15 protein-coding genes, 1 pseudogene and 1 riboswitch are annotated in these 19045 nt (G+C 63.9%); of the genes and pseudogenes, 8 read left to right on the forward strand and 8 right to left on the reverse strand.

Going from position 1 to position 19045, the window contains the following annotated elements:
* Positions 1-55: 55 nt before the first annotated feature.
* The 3 genes and pseudogenes from P3T43_RS14215 to P3T43_RS14225 form a co-directional block, all read right to left on the reverse strand.
* Positions 56-767, reverse strand: a pseudogene (locus P3T43_RS14215) (SDR family NAD(P)-dependent oxidoreductase).
* 221 nt (positions 768-988) lie between these two features.
* Positions 989-1396, reverse strand: a complete 408-nt coding sequence (locus tag P3T43_RS14220) for a hypothetical protein (RefSeq protein ID WP_429281674.1) — start codon at positions 1394-1396, stop codon at positions 989-991.
* Positions 1309-1977 carry a hypothetical protein gene (locus tag P3T43_RS14225; RefSeq protein WP_429281675.1) on the reverse strand — a complete coding sequence of 223 codons (669 nt, stop codon included), beginning with the start codon at positions 1975-1977 and terminating at the stop codon, positions 1309-1311. The genes P3T43_RS14220 and P3T43_RS14225 overlap by 88 nt, the downstream gene beginning before the upstream one ends.
* Positions 1978-2945: 968 nt before the next feature.
* Here P3T43_RS14225 and P3T43_RS14230 point away from each other — a divergent pair.
* The 4 genes from P3T43_RS14230 to P3T43_RS14245 all read left to right on the forward strand — a co-directional run bounded on the left by P3T43_RS14230 (position 2946) and on the right by P3T43_RS14245 (position 8174).
* On the forward strand, positions 2946-3644 hold the full coding sequence (locus P3T43_RS14230; protein ID WP_429281676.1) for a response regulator transcription factor: 699 nt from the start codon (positions 2946-2948) through the stop codon (positions 3642-3644).
* 62 nt (positions 3645-3706) lie between these two features.
* Positions 3707-5089 carry a FecR domain-containing protein gene (locus P3T43_RS14235; RefSeq protein WP_429281721.1) on the forward strand — a complete coding sequence of 461 codons (1383 nt, stop codon included), beginning with the start codon at positions 3707-3709 and terminating at the stop codon, positions 5087-5089.
* Between the two features lie 18 nt (positions 5090-5107).
* Positions 5108-7531 (forward strand): CHASE2 domain-containing protein, encoded by a 2424-nt coding sequence (locus P3T43_RS14240; protein WP_429281677.1) that lies wholly within the window; start codon positions 5108-5110, stop codon positions 7529-7531.
* Between the two features lie 34 nt (positions 7532-7565).
* The gene (locus tag P3T43_RS14245) at positions 7566-8174 is read left to right on the forward strand and encodes a DUF4136 domain-containing protein (RefSeq protein WP_429281678.1); all 609 of its coding nucleotides are present in this window, start codon (positions 7566-7568) and stop codon (positions 8172-8174) included.
* Between the two features lie 39 nt (positions 8175-8213).
* Here the strand turns inward: P3T43_RS14245 and bluB are convergent, their stop codons facing one another.
* Genes bluB through P3T43_RS14265 form a run of 4 tightly spaced genes read right to left on the reverse strand, consistent with a single transcriptional unit; the run spans position 8214 to position 11204 of the window.
* Positions 8214-8870: a 5,6-dimethylbenzimidazole synthase gene (gene bluB, locus P3T43_RS14250; protein WP_429281679.1), complete on the reverse strand. Its 657-nt coding sequence runs from the start codon at positions 8868-8870 to the stop codon at positions 8214-8216.
* Positions 8854-10152: a cobyrinate a,c-diamide synthase gene (locus P3T43_RS14255; protein ID WP_429281680.1), complete on the reverse strand. Its 1299-nt coding sequence runs from the start codon at positions 10150-10152 to the stop codon at positions 8854-8856. Before P3T43_RS14255 ends, bluB begins: the two co-directional genes overlap by 17 nt.
* 3 nt (positions 10153-10155) lie before the next feature.
* Positions 10156-10758 carry a cob(I)yrinic acid a,c-diamide adenosyltransferase gene (gene cobO, locus P3T43_RS14260; RefSeq protein WP_429281681.1) on the reverse strand — a complete coding sequence of 201 codons (603 nt, stop codon included), beginning with the start codon at positions 10756-10758 and terminating at the stop codon, positions 10156-10158.
* Complete coding sequence (locus P3T43_RS14265) at positions 10755-11204, reverse strand: cobalamin biosynthesis protein (RefSeq protein WP_429281682.1); 450 nt, start codon at positions 11202-11204, stop codon at positions 10755-10757. The genes cobO and P3T43_RS14265 overlap by 4 nt, the downstream gene beginning before the upstream one ends.
* A 131-nt stretch (positions 11205-11335) precedes the next feature.
* Positions 11336-11603, forward strand: a riboswitch (cobalamin riboswitch).
* 134 nt (positions 11604-11737) lie between these two features.
* Between P3T43_RS14265 and cobW the strand changes: the two genes are divergently transcribed.
* Genes cobW through P3T43_RS14285 form a run of 4 tightly spaced genes read left to right on the forward strand, consistent with a single transcriptional unit; the run spans position 11738 to position 18359 of the window.
* Positions 11738-12817 carry a cobalamin biosynthesis protein CobW gene (gene cobW / locus P3T43_RS14270; protein ID WP_429281683.1) on the forward strand — a complete coding sequence of 360 codons (1080 nt, stop codon included), beginning with the start codon at positions 11738-11740 and terminating at the stop codon, positions 12815-12817.
* Positions 12818-12823: 6 nt separating this feature from the next.
* Positions 12824-16630: a cobaltochelatase subunit CobN gene (cobN, locus tag P3T43_RS14275; RefSeq protein ID WP_429281684.1), complete on the forward strand. Its 3807-nt coding sequence runs from the start codon at positions 12824-12826 to the stop codon at positions 16628-16630.
* Positions 16627-17694, forward strand: coding sequence for an ATP-binding protein (locus P3T43_RS14280; protein WP_429281685.1), 1068 nt, complete (start codon positions 16627-16629; stop codon positions 17692-17694). Before cobN ends, P3T43_RS14280 begins: the two co-directional genes overlap by 4 nt.
* Before the next feature lie 26 nt (positions 17695-17720).
* A complete protein-coding gene (locus P3T43_RS14285) occupies positions 17721-18359 on the forward strand; it encodes a vWA domain-containing protein (protein WP_429281686.1) in 639 nt (212 codons plus the stop codon).
* Between the two features lie 77 nt (positions 18360-18436).
* On the opposite strand, the gene P3T43_RS14290 is transcribed toward P3T43_RS14285, so the two are convergent.
* The gene (locus P3T43_RS14290) at positions 18437-19018 is read right to left on the reverse strand and encodes a carbonic anhydrase (protein ID WP_429281687.1); all 582 of its coding nucleotides are present in this window, start codon (positions 19016-19018) and stop codon (positions 18437-18439) included.
* Between the last annotated feature and the right edge of the window lie 27 nt (positions 19019-19045).

The raw sequence follows: 19045 nt of genomic DNA on the forward strand, positions 1-19045 counted from the left end.
ATGAGCGGCCGCAAGGCAACCAGGAAGTTGTCGCGACCGCCGAACGTCGTGTTGCTTAACGACCTGCGCTCTGGCCGCCGTCGACGTGCAGGATTTCTCCCGTAATGAACGGTGCCGAATCCAGGAACAGGATGGCGTTGGTGATATCGCTCATCTCGCCCATGCGGCCCAGCGGATGGAGGCCGTTGAGCATGTCGTGATATTCCTCCGCGTGCATCGGAGTCTTGATGACGCCCGGCGCCACGGCATTGACGCGAATACCTTTCTTCGCGTACTCGATCGCCAGCGACTTCGTGGCAGCGTTGAGGCCGCCCTTTGTCAGCGCGGCCAGTACTGAATACACGCCGCTCAGCGCGTGGTCCACGACACTCGCGGTCACGCTAACCACGTGGCCGCTCGAATGCTTTTCCATTTCAGCGATGGCGAGTTGCGTGATGTAGTAGAAGCCCGCCATATTCACATTCGTCACAGCCGCGTAGTCTTCGCGGGTGTTTTCCGTGAAAGGCTTGCCGATATAAATGCCGGCGTTGTTCACCAGCGTGTCGATCCGGCCGAACTTTGCAACGCCTTCGGAGATGACACGTTGAGCGGTTTCGGGAGCACCAATATCGCCGGCGATCGTCAGGATATTCGGGTCTTCAGACGGCTTGATCGAACGTGAAGTGGCGACGATCCGATAGTCGAGCTTGCGAAATGCCTTGACGACTTCCGGCACCCATCCCTTGGGATGCTCCGGTAACGACGACAACCTTTTGTGATGTGCTCATGCTTTAGTCCAGAAAATTAGCTGTTTGGCTTTGACGCCACTTGTACCAATGATTTTGTGGGGTCATTGGACGTGAAAACGAAATGCCTCGCGCAGGAAAGCTGTTAGGCCTGCACGGCAAGTCAATTCGTCGGGGAGCGAGAGGGTCAGCACGCAGCGAATCTGCATGCTGAGCATTCTCGCCATAGCGGCTCTTACGAGAGCGATGCCGGAAGGCGCGACCTAGTTCGCGGTGTAGGGCGTGTAGTCGATGTAGCCTGCGGCGCCGCCGCCGTAAAAAGTGTTGGGGTCCGCGGGCGTGAGCGGCCAACCGTTTTGCAGCCGGGCGACAAGATCGGGATTACTGACGAAGTTCGCACCAAACGCCGCGAGGTCGATAAGATTGCTTTCGATCATCTGCTCGGCGTTTTCCCGCGTCATTCCGCCTGCCAGAATCAGCGCGGTGCGAGGAAGATGGACTTTCATTTTCCGCAAGAGCCCATTGAAGCCTGTTTCAGCGCCTGTTTCTACGACCTTGTCCGGTCGCGCGAACCCCGACTGATTCATGACGTGAACGTAGGCGAGCCCGCGCTGCCCGATCTCTTTGGCGAGTTCGGTGTAGGTCGTGTCGATCTCGTCATAGTGCGGCATGTCGAAAAGCTTCCCATACGGGGAGATGCGGATTGCGCAAACTCTTCCACGATGCGGGTGATCTCGCGGGTTTCCAGTTGACGAGGCGCAGGCGGCTCAACGAAACCGGGCTTGCCGCTTTCGTCGTATCCGAAAGCGACTGCACCTACAGGGCGCTTCGACGAACCGCTGACAGGCAGCCTGCCATCCTCATAGATCGACGGATGAGACACGCGGCCGACATGCCAGATCTGGGCAAAAATCTTTCCGCCGACCGGCTGGACGGACTGGGTGGTCAAACGCCATCCGGCAATTTGCTCTGCAGTGAAGATGCCTGGGTTGAACAGGTATCGCTGGCCTTCGCGCGAGATTGGCGTGCCCTCGCTGACGATCAGTCCGGCGGTGGCGCGTTGTGTGTAGTAAAGCGCGATGCGTTCGTCCGCGATGTCGTGAGGGGCTCGTGACCGCGTAAGCGGTGCCATGACGATACGATTCTTGAGGGCCGTGCCCTGAAGATCGAAGGTATCGAAGAGACTGGTTATCGTGTAGGAATCCTGCATGATTGAATGTAATGACGGGGCAGAGACAAACGATAAAGCCATGCGGAATCCGACACGACGTCCTCGACGCTCCTGATTTCTGACCTTGCTTATCGCAACACGCGGAAGCGGATGAGCAGAATTCCAACGAAGGAGATAGTAGGCGCATGTGATATCAGCAACAATTGGTCGGTGCGACAAATCTTAATTGTCGAAACGGCATTTTTTGATGCGGTTCACTGGAGGGGGCGCCTGCGGACGGGGCCGTGGCAGTCCCGTGGCCACTGGGTTCTTGCGGTTGATTTTTGTGGTGTCGATGCGTCTCGTTGCATATCCACGCTTGCGGCCCGAAACCGGTTTGACAATGTTTAAACGATTTAAATTGAGACTGTTCTTATACTAGCCTCGCTGGAGGATCAATATCAGTCCACTCCCTGGCGCACGGCGTCACGCGTAAGTATGTGAATTGCATCGCGTGGGGCGGCAATAGCGTGACAGGGGCCTTGCGGTTTAACGAGGGAAGCCGCAGCAAAGGCAACAAGAATGACGAAGGTGGGCCGAGGCACAACGCCTTGGCCTTGCCAGGAGAGGTTAGACGGGGCCAGCATAAATACGTGAGCAAGACCCGCTGTACAACCCGTTGATGGGCCTTCGCGGTCAGTAATGAACCTGAGAGACAGGCTCGGGCGTTTGAGTCGATGCCAGATGGCAGTTCGATGGCATTCGGAAGGGGATGGCTGTTTTCGATTATGATCGAAATGCCTAATCACTTTATGTGACCGGCCAAATTGCGCGTCATTTTTGAGATATTTCCGATGCTTGTTTTAAACAGGCGTTTCCGGCGCGCGGTTAATAATCGATAAATAGCGTTGTCGATGGCAGAACCGCTTGCATGAACGTCGGCGCGCGAAACGCGTACCGACGTTTAAAAGCAAACGGGGCATTGCGGACCGGGCGTCCGGGCCGCGTGCCGCATCGACTCGCTAACCGGCCATCCAGATACGAAAAACGGTGTTGCATTGCGGGGTGTTATGAGAATTGCTGTCCTGGATGACGATCCGGCTCAGGCCGATCTGGTGTGTCAAACCCTTTCGGCCGCTGGCCACATCTGCCACGCCTATGCCGAAGGCCGCGCGCTGGTACGCCAACTCAGGCGCCAGACTTTCGATCTGCTGGTACTGGATTGGAACGTGCCCGATATGTCGGGCGAGGAAGTGCTGCGCTGGGTGCGCGAGAGCCTGTCCGAGCGCTTGCCGGTGCTGTTCATGACGAGCCGCAGTCGCGAGACCGACATCACGTCGATCCTCAATACGGGCGCGGACGACTACGTCGTCAAGCCGGTGTCGGCGGGCGTCCTGCTGGCGCGCGTGGGGTCGCTGTTGCGGCGCGCGTACAGGCTCAACACGACGGCCGTGAAGGAAGTATTCGGCGAATACGAATTCGATCTGAGCGCCAAGCACGTCCTCGTGCGCGGCACCGCCGTGGCTGTGACGCAAAAGGAATTCGATCTCGCGTTGTTGCTGTTCCAGCATCTGAGCCGGCCGTTGTCGCGCGCCCATATTCTCGACGTGATCTGGAAACAGGTCACCGAAATCCCGTCGCGCACCATGGACACGCACGTTTCGATGCTGCGCAGCAAGCTGGGTTTGCGGCCCGAAAACGGCTACCGTCTGACGCCGATCTACGGCTATGGATACCGCCTGGAGCGCATCGAAAAGGGGGACGCGTGAGGTTGTCTGCCGGCCCGCTGCCGGCCCGTCTGCCAGCCGGCAGCGGGCGCCGCGCGCTGGCGATGCTCGCGCCGTGCTTGCCGTATGTGGTGGCGGCGCTCGGCGGCCTGGCGTCCGGGCTAGCCGCTGCCCATGACGACACGCACACGTACAAGCGCAACAGCGCGCCGCTTGCCACCGTGACTTACACAACTGCAGCGGGCGATACCCTATATGAAATCGCCGGGCGTTTTCTGCGCGATCAGCATGACTGGACGGTGCTCAGCCGTCTGAACCACGTGCCCGCGCCGCGTCGTCTGCAAGCCGGCATCCCGATCCGGCTACCGGTCGCGCTGCTGCGTCAGGATCGCGAATCGGCGCGGGTGCTGGCGACCAGCGGACCGGTCGAGCGGGCGTTCGGTACAGGCCCTTACACGCCGCTTGCACGGGACATGCAGCTTGGCGAAGGCGATCGCGTGCGCACCGGCCATGGGGGTTTCGCGACGCTGGAACTGGTGGACGGTTCGCACGTTTCGGTCTCGCAGGACAGCATGATCGAGATCGGCAAACTTCGTCAGACTGTCTTGACGGGTGCCTCCGACCGGGTCATCGAACTGCCGCACGGCGAGGTCGATAGCGAAGTCACCCACGCCACCCAGAAAGACGACCGCTTCCAGATCCGCTCGCCGTCCGTGGTAGCGGGTGTGCGAGGTACCCGCTTTCGGGTGACTTACGACGCGGGCCAGCAGCAAACGGCCGTTGAAGTCCTCGACGGCGCGGTGGGCGTGGATCCGGGCAGCACAGCTGCGCCCGCACCGGGCGTGCCGCTGCAGGCCTCGGCGCAACTCGTGGCGGCGCGCTTCGGCAACGTCTCGGGCGCGAGCGGGACAATCGGCGCGCCCATCGAATTGCTGGCCGCGCCATCCTTGAGCGATCCCGGCAAGATTCAGGATGGCCCGGGCGTCGCGTTCGATCTCGTGCCCGACAGCCACGCGGCGGGCTATCGCGCGCAGATCGCACGCGATGCCGACCTGCTCGACCTGATCCGCGATCTGCCGGTGAGCGCGCCGCATGCCGACTTCGGCGAGCTGCCCGACGGCACCTACTTCGTACGCATCTCGGCAATCGATCACAACGGCCTCGAAGGCCTGCCCCAGACCTATGGTTTCGAGCGGCGTCAGTTGGGGCTGAGTGCCTCGGCGACGCGGCGTCCCGGCAGCCGCGACTACACCTTCCGCTGGTTCGCGAGCCGCACCGGCGTGGCGACGCGCTTTCGCTTCGTTCTCGCGGCCACGCCGGATCTGCGCAATCCGATTCTCGACCGGCCCGATCTGCCGGCTGGCGAGATCGTGGTGACGGATCTGCCGCGCGGCGTTTATTATTGGACCGTGATCGCCGAGCAGTTCGAAAACGGCCGGTTCTACGAGAAGGGCAGCTCGATCCGGTCGTTCACACTGGCCCGTTAGGACGCAAACCCTCCACGCATGAGCCTTGATCCGCGTGCACGACTTGGGCGGCCGGCCGGCCGACGCTTCCTGTTCGAATGGGGCGCGCTCGGCTGCCTCGGCATTGCGGTCATCCTTCTGAGCGCGCTCGGCCGCTGGACCGCGGGCGTCGATCATCTGGTCTACGACCGGTTCCTCGCCTTGCATACGCAGCCGGTGCTCGCGGATATCGTAGTGGTCGAAATCGACAACGCCAGCATCGAGCGGCTTGGTCATTGGCCGTGGCCGCGCAGCGTGCATGCGAACCTGCTGGAACAACTCGCCAAGGCGCAGCCGGCCGCGGTGATCTACGACGTGCTGTTCACTGAGCCCGCCGCGGACGACGCGCAACTCGCACACGCGATCGCGCTGAGTCCGACCTATCTTCCGATGCTGCTTAGCCCAGAAGACAGCGACGGCCAGCGCGTGGTCGTCAAGCCGGTGGCGCCTCTCGCCGCCGCAGCGGCCGGCCTCGGCCATATCAATCTGGAAGTCGACGGCGACGGCATTGTCCGCAGCGTGGCGCTGTTCGAGGGCGACGCGCATTCACGCTGGCCGCAATTGATGGTGCCGGCCTGGCGCGCGCTCAGAAGTGGCGCACTCAAGCTTTCGCCGCCAGTCGCGGGCCTTGCCGGCGTGCGCGACCGCACCCAGGAAAAGGTCGACGAGGCACGTTTTCTGATCCCGTTCGGCCTGAATGCCGCGAGCTATCCGCATGTGTCGTTCGCCAGCGTCGTGGCGGGCGAGGTGCCGCCCGAGCAGTTGCGCGGCCATGTCGTGCTGATCGGCGTGACCGCGTCGGGCCTGTATGACCGCTTCGCTACGCCGGTGTCTGGCGAGCTTGGGCCGCTGCCCGGCGTCTACATTCATGCGAGCGTGCTCGATACGCTGCTGACGGGCCGCGGCATCGATCCGGTCGCGGCGGTGCCGCTGTTTCTTGTCTCGCTGGTGCCGCTCGCCGTCCTGCTGGCGGGGTTCCTCGTCCTGTCGCCGCGGCGTTCGTTGCTGCTGACCGTCGGGCTATGCGTTCTCGTCACGGGTGGCAGTGCCGCGTTGTTGTACGGCGCGCGGCTGTGGATGTCACCCGCGCCCGCCGTGATGGGACTGATCGTGGTGTATCCGGTGTGGAACTGGCGGCGCCTCGAAATGACCATGGCGTATCTGCGTCAGGAACTGCAGCGGCTCGCGGATGAACCGCATCTGCTGCCCGAAACGCCGCAGCGCCACGGCGAATTCGGCGGCGACGTGCTGGAGCAGCAGATGGCGCTGATGGCGCAGGCCGCGCAGCGGGTGCAGGACATGAAACGCTTCGTCTGGGACAGTCTCGACAGCGTGCCCGAGCCGATTCTGGTGAGCGACGTGCGCGGCATCGTACTGATTGCCAACCACGCGGCCATTGCACACTTCGAGCGGCTGGGTTCGGTCATGCCGCAAGGCCGGCTGATGCGCGAGGTCCTCGGCGACCTGGCGTTCGTGAAGACGATCGATGCCGGCAGCGAGGGCGACGCGGACCACGACACGCGGGCGCGCACGCACTGGCCGGCGATTCTCGATCCGGCGCGGCGCGAATTCGCGGGACTGATGGCGCAAGGCATCGAAGTGCGCGACCTGGCCGAGCGCGATCATCTGCTGCGCTATGCCATGTGTACCAACGAAGAAGGCGAAGTGACGGGCTGGATTGCGGGTCTTGTCGACGTGTCGGCGTTGCACGCGGCCGAGCGGCTGCGCGAGGACGCGTTGCGGCTGCTGTCGCATGATATGCGTTCGCCGCAGGCGTCGATTCTGGCGCTGGTGGAGATCGAGCGGGCTCGGATCGAGTCGGACCACGTGCATGAGTTGCTCGAACGCATCGCCCGGTACGCGCGACGCGCGCTCACCCTCGCCGACGATTTCGTGCAACTGGCGCGCGCCGAGTCGCAAGCCTATGTGCTCGAACCCGTCAGCCTGAGCGAACTGATGATCGACGCCAGCGACGAAGTCTGGCCGCAGGCGCACGCCAAGCAGATCGGGCTGGCGACCGAGGCCGAAACCGACGACGGCTACTGGATCTGCGCGGACCGTTCGCTGATGACGCGGGCACTCGTCAACATCATGAACAACGCGGTCAAGTACAGCCCGCCCGCGTCGCGGATCAGCTGCACGATTGGACCGGCGAGCGGCCTGCCGGCGCGCGTGCAATGTACGATTCGCGACCAGGGCTATGGGATTCCGCTGGAACAGCAGAGCCGGCTGTTTCAGCGGTTCCGGCGCTTTCACGAGACCGAGCAGCCCGATACCGGCGGCGCGGGCCTTGGCATGGCCTTCGTCAAAACGGTTGTGACGCGGCACGGAGGTGATGTGCAGGTGGTCAGCGCATCGGGCCAGGGGACGGCCTTCACCGTATGGCTGCCGGCGCTCGACGACACACAGCCTGGGCCCGCGTGATGGGCATCCTGCATTTTCTGGAAGTGAGAACACGATGAAAGCCATGCTGATATGCGCTGCGCTGACGGCAGCGAGCCTGACCTTAAGCTTGACCGGGTGTGCGGGCGTCAGCACCGACGTCCGGGCGGCGCCAGCCGATACCCGGATGCAAGGGGAACACAGCTATGCGCTGGTCCGTTCACCGTTGCAGGACGGTCTGCCGGATCATATGGAATACGAAACATTGATCCGCGCCGAACTCGTTAAATACGATTTTGCCGATGTGGCCCGGGAGCGTGCGCATTATCTGTTGTCGATTGCTTACGACACGCGGCTTGCAGCGATCAAGGTTAAATCGGCGGATTGCGCGCAGCAAGGCTGCAGCGGCGGTGGTGAAGGCGCCTTCTCGCTGTTTGGCCGCCACGCGTATCAGCATTCGTTGACGTTGCGTTTCTTCGAGCAGACTAGCGGCAGCGAGGTCTACACGGTGAGTGCCGTGAGCGAGGATCACGACGCGGATCCGCTGCACGCGATTCCATATCTGGTGAAGAGCGCGCTGGCGCAGTTTCCCTTCGCGGATCACGCTGACTGGCGCGTGAAACTGCGCGCCGATGCGGCGGACGGCAGCCCGAAAGTGGTGTCGATGAAGCCGGTTCAGCCCTGATTGTTCGCGCGGCGTGCATCCACGGCCCCGCGCAGCGGATCATTCCGGCGTGTCGTTCTCAGGCCAGCGGTTTTCGAACACACAATCGCCAAGTGGCACGCGGCTCGCCCAGCGCTCGGTTTCGAGCATTGGCTCCGCATAGAACTGGTCGACATGACCCAGGCACAGGATCGCCACCGGACGCGCGCCTTCCGGCATATGCAGCAGATTGCGCACAGCATCCACGTCGAACAGGGACACCCAGCCCATGCCGAGACCTTCGGCGCGCGCGGCCAGCCACATGTTCTGGATCGCACAGGCCACCGAGGCGAGATCCATCTCCGGCAACGTGCGGCGCCCGAAGATGTGCTTCTCGCGGCCGTCCATCAGAGCCATCACGAGGAGTTCGCCGCACTCCAGCATGCCTTCGACCTTGAGTTTCATGAACTCGTCGCGCCGTTTGCCGAGCGCGTCGGCGGTCGCGAGCCGTTCGCGGTCCACCGTCTCGTGCAAGGCCGCACGCAGCGCCGGATCGGTGATGCGCGCAATGCGCCACGGTTGCATGAAGCCGACGCTCGGCGCATGGTGCGCAGCATCGAGCAGACGTTGCAGCACGACGGGGTCGACAGGGTCGCGCACGAAATGCCGCATGTCGCGCCGCTCGTAGATGGCGCGGTAGACGGCCTCGCGGTCGGAATCGTTAAAACACTTCGCCATGGAACAGGGCGGCCGCGAAGGCCGGGTTGGAAGGCCAGTAGGCGTGCATATAGGTGGCGACGATCGGGCCGGCACGAAATACGGCCTCGCCGGGCGCGTCGGCTTGCGGACGGCTGGCCGTCAGCACCGGCGTGAGCGGCGTCGTCAACTTTGAGTAGTGGTACGTATGACCGGTCATGCCCCCGTGGATGCCGTCGAGCTGTTGCATGCCGAGCGCCGCGAGGCGGGTCTGCATCGTCGCGTGGCCCGGCAGCAGACCGAGCATCGGTGTGGTGACGCCGTGCGTGTCGGTGAGTTGCTCGAGCAGATACAGCATACCGCCACATTCGGCGACGATGGGTTTTCCAGCGGCCACGTGCGCCCGGATTGCATCTGCAGTCACCGTGTTGCGCGCGAGTGTCTGCGCATGCAGTTCGGGATAACCGCCTGGCAGATAGACGGCGTCCACCGCGTCCGGCACAGGCTCGTCCGCAAGCGGTGAGAAGTCGCTGACCTTTGCACCCAACGTTTCGAGTAACGTGACGTTGGCCGGATAGATGAACGAGAACGCTGCATCACGGGCAATCGCGATGTGTTTGCCGTCCAGCAGGCGCGGTGGTTCATGACGGGCCTGCGCGGCAAATTCCACCGGCGGCGGCAATGCTGCCAGCGGCGTTTGCGCGAGCGCCTCCGCGGCACGATCGAGCCGCGCATCGAGATCGTCGATATCGCCCGCCTGGTGCAGGCCGAGATGGCGCTCGGGCAGTTCGATGGCGTCCGCGCTGGCAATATGGCCGGTCCAGCGCAGCCCGGCCGGCAACGCCTCCTGCAGCATCTGCGCGTGGCGCGCCGAGCCGACACGGTTGGCGAACACGCCGTGAAACGGCACCTCCGGCCGGAATCGCGCGAGGCCGAAGGCGACGGCTCCGAAGGTTTGCGCCATCGCCTTGGCGGATATCACTGTGACGACCGGTACGCCGAACGCGGTGGCGAGGTCGGCGCTGCTCGGCGTGCCGTCGTAGAGGCCCATCACGCCTTCAATCAGGATCAGATCCGCCTCGGCTGCCGCCTGTGCAAGCAGTTCGCGGCACGCGGCTGCGCCGACCATCCACAGGTCGAGCGAGAGCACCGGTGCGCCGCTTGCGCGTGCGAGGATCATCGGGTCCAGAAAATCCGGGCCGGTCTTGAAGACGCGCACGCGCCGCCCTTGCCGCCGGTGATAGCGCGCAAGGCCGGCGGTAATCGTGGTTTTGCCCTGACCGGAAGCCGGTGCGCTGATGAACAGGGCGGGACAGGACGGCATGGTTCAGAATTCCACGCCGCGCTGCGCCTTGACATGCTGCTCACGATACGGGTGCTTGACGATGCGCATTTCCGTGACCAGATCGGCCGCTTCGATCAGCGCGTCGGGCGCATGACGCCCCGTAATCACCACATGCAGCATCTCGGGACGCGCGTTCACCACTGCGAGCACTTCGTCGAGTGGCAGGTATTCGTACTTCAGCACGGTATTCAGTTCGTCGAGAATCACCATCTGGTACTCGCCGCTTTCGATCATCCGCCGTGCTTCGTCCCAGCCTTTGCGGGCAGTCGCGATGTCGGCGTCGCGGTTTTGCGTATTCCACGTGTACCCGTCGCCCATGGTAACGAAATCGCATTGGGCGATTTTGCCCAGAAAATCGCGCTCCGACGTGTGCAGTGCGCCCTTGATGAACTGCACGACGCCAAGGCGCATGCCATGCCCCAGTACGCGCACCGCCATGCCGAACGCGGCCGTGGTTTTGCCCTTGCCGGTGCCGGTGTTGACGATCAGCAGGCCTTTTTCGATGGTCGCTTCGGCCTGCTTTTTCTCATGCCCTTCGCGACGCCGCTGGGTCATGCGCAGATGCGATTCGGGATCGGTTTTCATGGAAGGTCCTGTTGATGGTTAAATTCTGTGGTCGGCGACAGCGGACCGGATGCATTCGATGCAATCGCCACGGTGACGCCGTCGAGCACCGTCTTGTTGGCGATGAGCCGGCCGCCGGGCGCGGCGAGCAGGGCGCAGGGTTCGCAGACGCCCTCGATGCCGAGATGCTTGCGGGCCGCAGCGGATGGCGTGGGCGGAGCGGTTACGGTGGCGATTTCGGCGCGGCTGAAGGTCTGCAAAGCTAGCGCATGACGCGCGCAAAATTCGAGCAGGCCGGGCTGCCGGGCTTTGGATTCGATGGTCGCAATGCAGCGAATGGCTTCGAACGGCGCCGTACCCAGGGTCTTCGTGACGGCGGCGAAGATCTGGTCCGCAGAGCTGTGCTGCGTACAACCGACACCGACACTGAGTGTTTTTCCGGTGGCCGAATTCATCCGCTGCCACATATTCCGCATCCTGTTTCCCGTTCAACTGCGCCTGCGCGAGCACGCGGCGGCACCCAACGCGCGCATACGATAGCACAAGGCATGCCCTGGGTCGTAGGCCTGGTTTCCTTGACGCACGGGGCTTGCGAGCCTACACTCCCACGCACTTTGGTGCTCGTATGCGCGTTCCTGCGCATGCAGTTAAACGGGAAACAGGGCGTCCACTTTCACGAGACCGGACCAACCTGTGCTGCCCCCGCAACGGTAAGCGAAGGCATCGCGCAAGCGGTGCAGAGCCGGCTTCAGTGTCTGCGCGCAAGATCGCGCAGGCATGCAACCACTGGGCGAGAAATCACTCGCCCGGGAAGGGGAAGCGGCGCTTTCGCCAGCCCGGATACCGGCCAGAGAAGCAGGGCGACGCCGCGGGGATGCGGCGTGTCGTCCATGATTCATTACCTGTGCGCGCTGCTGTGGCGGCGCCGTTATCCGTCCCCGTGTTTCGTCTGTTCAATTCCCGTGCCCATGAACCGGCCAGTTCTTTCGACGGAATCACCATGCAAAACCCCATGCGCAAAATCCCCGTCACCGTGGTGACAGGCTTCCTCGGCAGCGGCAAAACCACCTTGCTGCGCCATATTCTTCAACACGCAGGCGGCAAGCGCATTGCGGTGATCGTCAACGAGTTCGGCGAACTGGGTATCGACGGCGAGATCCTCAAGGGTTGCGGCATCGGTTGCGACGAACAGGGCAACGAGACCGAAGGTCAACTGTATGAGCTGGCCAACGGCTGCCTCTGCTGCACCGTGCAGGAAGCGTTTTTTCCCGTAATGGAAAAGCTGGTGGAACGCCGCGAGCAGATCGATCACGTGCTGATCGAAACCTCGGGCCTCGCGTTGCCCAAGCCGCTGGTGCAGGCGTTCAACTGGCCGGCCATCAAGAACAGCTTCACGGTGGATGCGGTGGTGACGGTGGTCGACGGTCCGGCGGCAGCCAGCGGCCAGTTCGCCGACAACCCGATCGCCGTGGACGCGCAACGCAAGGCCGATCCGAATCTCGATCACGAGTCGCCGCTGCATGAACTGTTCGAAGATCAGTTGTCCGCAGCAGATCTGGTGATCCTCAACAAGACGGATCTGCTCGACGAAGCGCAGCAAGGCGCAGTCGAAGCGTTGATCCGCGAAGAGATTCCGTCGCAGGTCAAGGTGGTGCGCGCGCATCGTGGCGAACTGGACCTGCACACGCTGCTCGGACTCGAAGCGGCGTCCGAGGCGACGATCCATCTGCGGCACGATCATCATGGCTCGGCAGAAGACGCCGATCATCAACACGACGAGTTCGATTCAGTCGTGGTGGAGGCGCAGGCGCCGTCGCGCGAGGCTGTGATTGCCGCGTTGCAAAGTCTTGTCGAAAGCCACACGATCTATCGCGTGAAAGGCTTTGCCGCACTGCCCGGCGCGCCGATGCGGCTGGTGATTCAGGGCGTGGGGCGCCGCTTCGACAGCTATTTCGACCGCCGCTGGCAAACCGGCGAAACGCAGCGGAGCCGCTTCGTGCTGATCGGCGCGGATCTCGACCGGCCGGTGCTGCAGCGCGCGTTCGACGCCGCCCTGACGAGCATCGCGCAACAGGCGTAACGGATCATGCATCTGCTGCGCACTACGCCGGGTGGCTTCGTCGACGACACGCAGGGCGTCATCCGCATCGATCAGCGGCCCGCCGAGATCGTGGTGCTCAGCTCTGCCGATACCACGCTGTCGCTGCTCGCCAGCGCCGTGCCGCGTTTAGGCGAGGGTTTTCCGAGCGTGCGGCTCGCGAACGTCACTTATCTGCGGCAACCTGCATCGGTCGATTTCTATGTCGAAGACGTGTTGCAGCATGCGCGGGTCGTGGTGGTGGATCACCTGGGCGGCGAAGCGTATTGGCCGTACGGTATCGAACAGGTCGTGGCGCTCGCCGCGCGCAAGCAGCAGGTGCTGGCGATGTTCTCCGGCGATCTGCAGGAAGATCCCAACCTGCTCGCGCGCAGCACCGCGGATGCGGCGTTCTGTCATCAGCTATGGCGCTATCTGCGCGAAGGCGGCGCGCAGAATGCCGAGGCGTTTCTGCGTTGTCTCGCGTGGCGTTCGCTGGGTTGGGGGCACGAGCCGGCGCCGCCGCGCGTGTTGCCGGCGGCCACGCTCTATCATCCTGCGCGCGACCTCCCGACGATCGCCGACTGGCAGGCACGCTGGCGACCCGCCGCGCCGGTCGTCGCAATCCTGTTCTATAAGGCGCATCTGCAGGCCGCCAATACGGCGGTATTCGATGCGCTGATCGAGGCGCTCGATGCACAAGGCCTGAACCCGTTGCCGATTGCGCTGACCTCGCTCAAGGACGCCATGAGCCGCGAGGTCTTGCAGCAGTTGTGCGCGCAACATGATGTCGCACTGGTGCTGAACACAACGGCGTTCGCAGCCACGGCGATTGACGACCCCGAGCCGCTCGCCCTTGCTGGCGACGCGCCCGTGATGCAGGTGATCCTGAGCGGCGGCAATCGTGAGGATTGGGTCAAGGACCACCATGGACTGAATTCGCGCGATATCGTGATGCATATTGCGCTGCCCGAGGTGGATGGCCGCATCATCACGCGGGCGATCAGCTTCAAGGGGCTCGCGTACCGCTGTCCCCACACCGAAGTGGACGTGGTGCGGTATCAGCCCGATCATGAGCGGATCGAGTTTCTCGCGGAGCTGAGCCGCCGCTGGTGCCGCCTGCGCACGCTCGATAACGCTGACAAGACGCTCGCGCTGATCCTCGCGAACTATCCAATGAGCGAAGGGCGCATCGGCAATGGCGTGGGGCTCGATACGCCGGCCTCAGTGGTGGGCATCCTCGCAATGCTGGCCGAGCAGGGTTATCGGGTCGGCGAACTGCCGCCGGACGGCGACGCCTTGCTGCGCAAGCTGACCGAAGGCGTCACCAATGATCCCGTCGTGCGCGATCTGCGTCCCGCCTTGCAGAGCCTCGCGCTCCACGACTACCTCGCCCATTTCGCACGCCTGCCGGCCGTAGCCAGAGAGGCGTTGAACGCGCGTTGGGGGCCGCCGGAGCAGGACCCGACAGTAAGGCGCGGCCGCTTCATGATTTCCGGCTGGCGCTGCGGCCAGGTGTTCGTCGGCATTCAGCCGTCGCGCTCGCGCGAGCAGGGCGATTACGCGAGCTATCACGACGCCGATCTCGTGCCGCCGCATGCCTATCTGGCGTTCTACTTCTGGCTGCGTCACGCCTTGGGAATCGACGCGGTGGTGCACGTCGGCAAGCATGGCAACCTCGAATGGCTGCCGGGCAAAAGTGTGGCGCTGAGCCATGCCTGCTGGCCCGATCTGATTCTAGGGCCGCTGCCGCATCTGTATCCGTTTATCGTCAACGATCCCGGCGAGGGCAGTCAGGCGAAGCGCCGCGCCCAGGCGGTGATTATCGATCACCTGATGCCGCCGCTCACGCGGGCCGAAAGCTATGGTCCACTGCAGGATCTCGAGCGTCAGGTCGACGAGTACTACGAAGCATTGATGGTCGACCCGCGCCGTTCGAAACTGCTCAGACGTACGATCCTTTCGACCATCGTCGAACATCGTCTGCATGACGAACTGAGCCTGAAGGAGCCGGCCGGACAGGATGCCGAAGACGCGCTGCTCACCCGCGTGGATGCCTGGCTGTGCGAGCTGAAAGAAGCGCAGATTCGCGATGGCCTGCATACCTTCGGCCGTTCGCCCGAGGGTGTGCAGCGGCGCGATACCTTGCTGGCGCTGGGCCGCTTTCCAGTTGGCGATGGACGGGGCGGCAACGCGGGTCTGATGGATGCGCTGGCACGCGATCTTCAGATGGATCATCTGTTCGATCCACTTTCCGCGGATTGGGCGGCGGTGTGGGACGGTCCGCGCCCGGCAGTCTTGCAGCAGCTAGGCGACGTAGCGTGGCGACACAACGGCGACACCCGCGAGCGGCTTGAATGGCTTGGCGGCGAAATGCTGGCGGCGATATGCGGCGGTGAGCGTACTGCAGGCGTGAGATTGCCGCCCGCAGGCGCATTGCCGCAAACCGAACTTGTCCTCGAACGCCTGCGCAACGACATCTTGCCGCGCCTCGACGCCTGCGGTCCGGAAGAGATGCGCCAACTCAAACGCGGGCTGGAAGGCCGTTTTGTGCCGGCGGGGCCGAGCGGTTCACCCTCGCGTGGCCGGCCCGATGTCCTGCCCACCGGCCGCAACTTCTACTCGGTCGATACGCGCGCCATTCCCACTCAGGCGGCCTGGGCGCTGGGCCTGAAATCGGCGCAGCATCTGCTTGAACGGCATGTGCAGGAGCATGGAGATTATCCACGGGCGATCGGTCTGTCCGTGTGGGGCACCGCGACCATGCGCACCGGTGGCGACGATATTGCCCAGGCCATGGCACTGCTCGGCGTGCGGCCCCGCTGGGCGCCCGGCAGCCATCGGGTCACGGACTTCGAGATCATGCCAATCGAAGTGTTCGACCGGCCGCGCATCGACGTCACGTTGCGCGTATCGGGCTTCTTCCGCGACGCCTTCGCCAATGTGATGCACCTGTTCGACGCAGCCGTGCAGGCGGTCGCCGAACTCGACGAACCCGAGGACGTCAACCCGGTCCGCGCGCGCGTGATGCGCGAACGCGATACGCTGATGGCGCGCGGCATGGACGCAGCGGAAGCGCGCAGACGCGCCGGCTGGCGCGTTTTCAGCGCGCGGCCGGGCGCTTACGGCGCCGGTCTGCAAGAGATCATCGACACCCGGCAGTGGCAAACCGATGCCGATCTGGCGAACGCCTACCAGGCTTGGGGCGGTTACGTCTACACCCAGAAAAGCGCGGGCGAGGAAGCCCGCCAGGCGTTCGGCACGCGGCTTGCCGCCATGGACGTGGTACTGCAGAATCAGGACAACCGCGAGCACGATCTGCTCGATTCGAACGACTACTACCAGTTTCAGGGCGGCATGGTGGCGGCCGTGCGGCATCTGGCGGGCACCCAGCCGCACGTGTATCACGCGGACCATAGCAATCCGGACACGCCGCGCGTCCGTACGCTGCACGAAGAAATCGCCCGCGTGATCCGCTCGCGCGTGGTCAATCCGAAGTGGCTCGATGGCGTGAAGCGTCATGGCTACAAAGGCGCCGCGGAAATCGCCGCGACGGTCGACTATCTCTACGGCTACGACGCAACGGCGCGCGTGATTGCCGACCATCAATACGCGCTGGTGACCGACGCGTATCTGAATGACCCCGGCACACGCGACTTCCTGCAGCAACACAATCCGCACGCGCTGCATTCGATCTGCGAGCGTCTGCTCGAAGCGATGCAACGGGGACTGTGGCAAGCACCAGGCGACTATCGCGCGCAAGTCGAACAGCATCTGCTCGCGAGCGAGCAGTTCATCGAAGGAACACGATCATGAACGCAGCGAGCAAGGTTCGCGACACGTCGGCGGCGCGGCCCGCCTTTCCGTTTAGCGCGCTGGTCGGGCAAGCGCGTTTGCAGCAGGCTTTGCTGCTTGCCGCGATCGATCCGGGCCTGGGCGGCGTGCTGGTCACGGGGCCGCGCGGCACTGCCAAATCGACGGCGGCACGCGCGCTCGCGGAGCTGTTGCCCGAGGGCCAACTGGTGACGTTGCCGCTCGGCGCGAGCGAGGATCGTCTGATCGGCACGCTCGATATCGAAAGCGCGCTGCGCGACGGTGCCGTGCGCTTTTCGCCGGGTTTGCTGGCGAAGGCGCATCGCGGCATGCTGTATGTCGACGAAATCAACCTGTTGCCCGACGCCTTGGTCGATGCGTTGCTCGACGCGGCAGCCAGCGGCGTGAATACGGTCGAACGTGACGGCATTTCGCACAGCCACGCGGCGAGTTTCGTGCTGATCGGGACGATGAATCCGGAAGAGGGCGAGTTGCGGCCGCAACTGATCGATCGTTTCGGGCTGATGGTCGAACTGGAAAACTGCTTCGATCCAACGGTGCGTCAACAGATCGTCAAGGCACGGCTCGGCTTCGATCTCGATCCACAGGCATTCTGTGCGGCCTACGCGGAACAGCAGGCGGCACATGTGCAGCGGATTCGCGCCGCTCGCGCAGCGTTGCCAGCGCTAGGCTTCGATGACGCGGTGCACGTGCACGTCAGCGCGCTGTGCATCGCCGCGGCCGTCGATGGCCTGCGCGCCGATCTCGTCATGCTGCGCGCCGCGCGAGCGCTGGCCGCACTCGAACAGGCGGCTGCGGTAACCACCGGCCACGTCGATCAGGTGGCCGAAGGAGTTTTGCAGCATCGTCGCCATAGTCGCGAACCCGCGCAGCAGGCAGACAGTCCAGCCGCGCCGCGTCCCGACCACCCGCACGATGCCAGCGCTGCGCCACCCGCCTCGAGTGCTGCTGCGACCGGCGACCGCCAGTGGGGCTATCTGCCGCCCGAGCCGGTTGGGACGACTCAGGTCAAAGGCGTGATCCCGCTCACCGCAAAAAAACGCTGAGCCATCGGCAAGGTGTCGCCGCTGACTTGCACAGCGGTTTCCGATGGCGCAAAGGCGCAACAGGGACAGCCGCGCGCGGCAACGGGCAGGGTCAACGCATCGTATGGTCACGCACGCTCGCCGCCAAGCGCGAGAAGCCGTTGCACAGCACGCATCTACGTTTCATGCCGGCCGCGCCGCGCGGCGGCGTGTTGCACTGCTTTTTGCTCGACTGCTCCGGTTCGATGCTGGCAGCGCAGCAGCTCGCGCTCGCCAAAGGACTGCTGGTCGCGCTGTTCGACGAGGCGAGCAAGACCCGCGCGCAAGCGGCGCTGGTGTGCTTTGGCGGTTCAGGGGTGGAGCTTCGCTTTGGGCCCGCTGTGCCGCGCTGGTGGAACGAACGCTGGTTGCAGCCGCTGGGTGGCGGTGGCGGAACGCCGCTGGCCGCGGGCGTGCGCCACGCCGCGCAACTGCTCGAGCGCGCGGCGCGCTGCAGTCCGCTGCAGCAACGCTGGCTCTGGGTGCTCACCGATGGCCGCAGCGGCGAGGTGCCGGTGCGGCCCGGCGAGGTTGATCAGGTGGTGTTCGTGGATTTCGAACGCGGTGCTATCCGGCTAGGGCGCTGCGAGCAACTCGCGCAGGCCTGGGGCGCGATGTACCTCAAGCCGGAGGAACTGGTCGGATAGCGGCGCGCTCCGTCGCGTGTGAAGACGCGCCGCCCAGCTAACCGTTGCGGCGCCGCACTCGCTCGCGACACCGCGCTCTAGGCAGGAATGTCCCGCACCACTTCGGTCAGCTTGCCGGAACTGATTTCGTAAAAGAAGCCGTACAGCTTGACGTGCTTCGGCACGGCCGGACTCGCACGAAGCAATTTGACGTCGTAGTTGAGCGATTCCTCGAAGTCCATGATGGCGAGGCTGTCGTGATCGAACAAGGTCGAAATGTCGGCGTGGTGATGGTCGTGAAACTCCTCGACGATCAGCTCCGGCGTCAACGTGGTCGTACCGCAGAACGAGTGGTGCACGACCACGACCTTCTGCACATCGAACAGATAATCCATCGCCGCTACGGACGCGAGCGCGAAGGCGGCGCGTCCCCCCGCGTTGGTGGTGGCGAACAGGGTGCGCGTGGATCCGACCCGGATGCCGTTTTCGTCGGTGATGATTTCGCCCGGGTAGACCTCGTCGCCAAAATGATCGGCAACGGCTTGTGGAATTTCGACCGCCCGAGGATCCAGACAGTGGATCACGAGTGTCTTCATCGGGATGACCTGGCTCGCGCCCGGGAAGGCCTTCATGTCGAAGCCGGGTAGATTCCTGTACTCATAGTCGCTGAACTTGCCCATGTCGTGCTCCGTTGAACCTCGCGAGCC

The sequence above is a fragment of the Paraburkholderia sp. GAS41 genome (assembly GCF_050436545.1).
GTDB lineage: Bacteria > Pseudomonadota > Gammaproteobacteria > Burkholderiales > Burkholderiaceae > Paraburkholderia.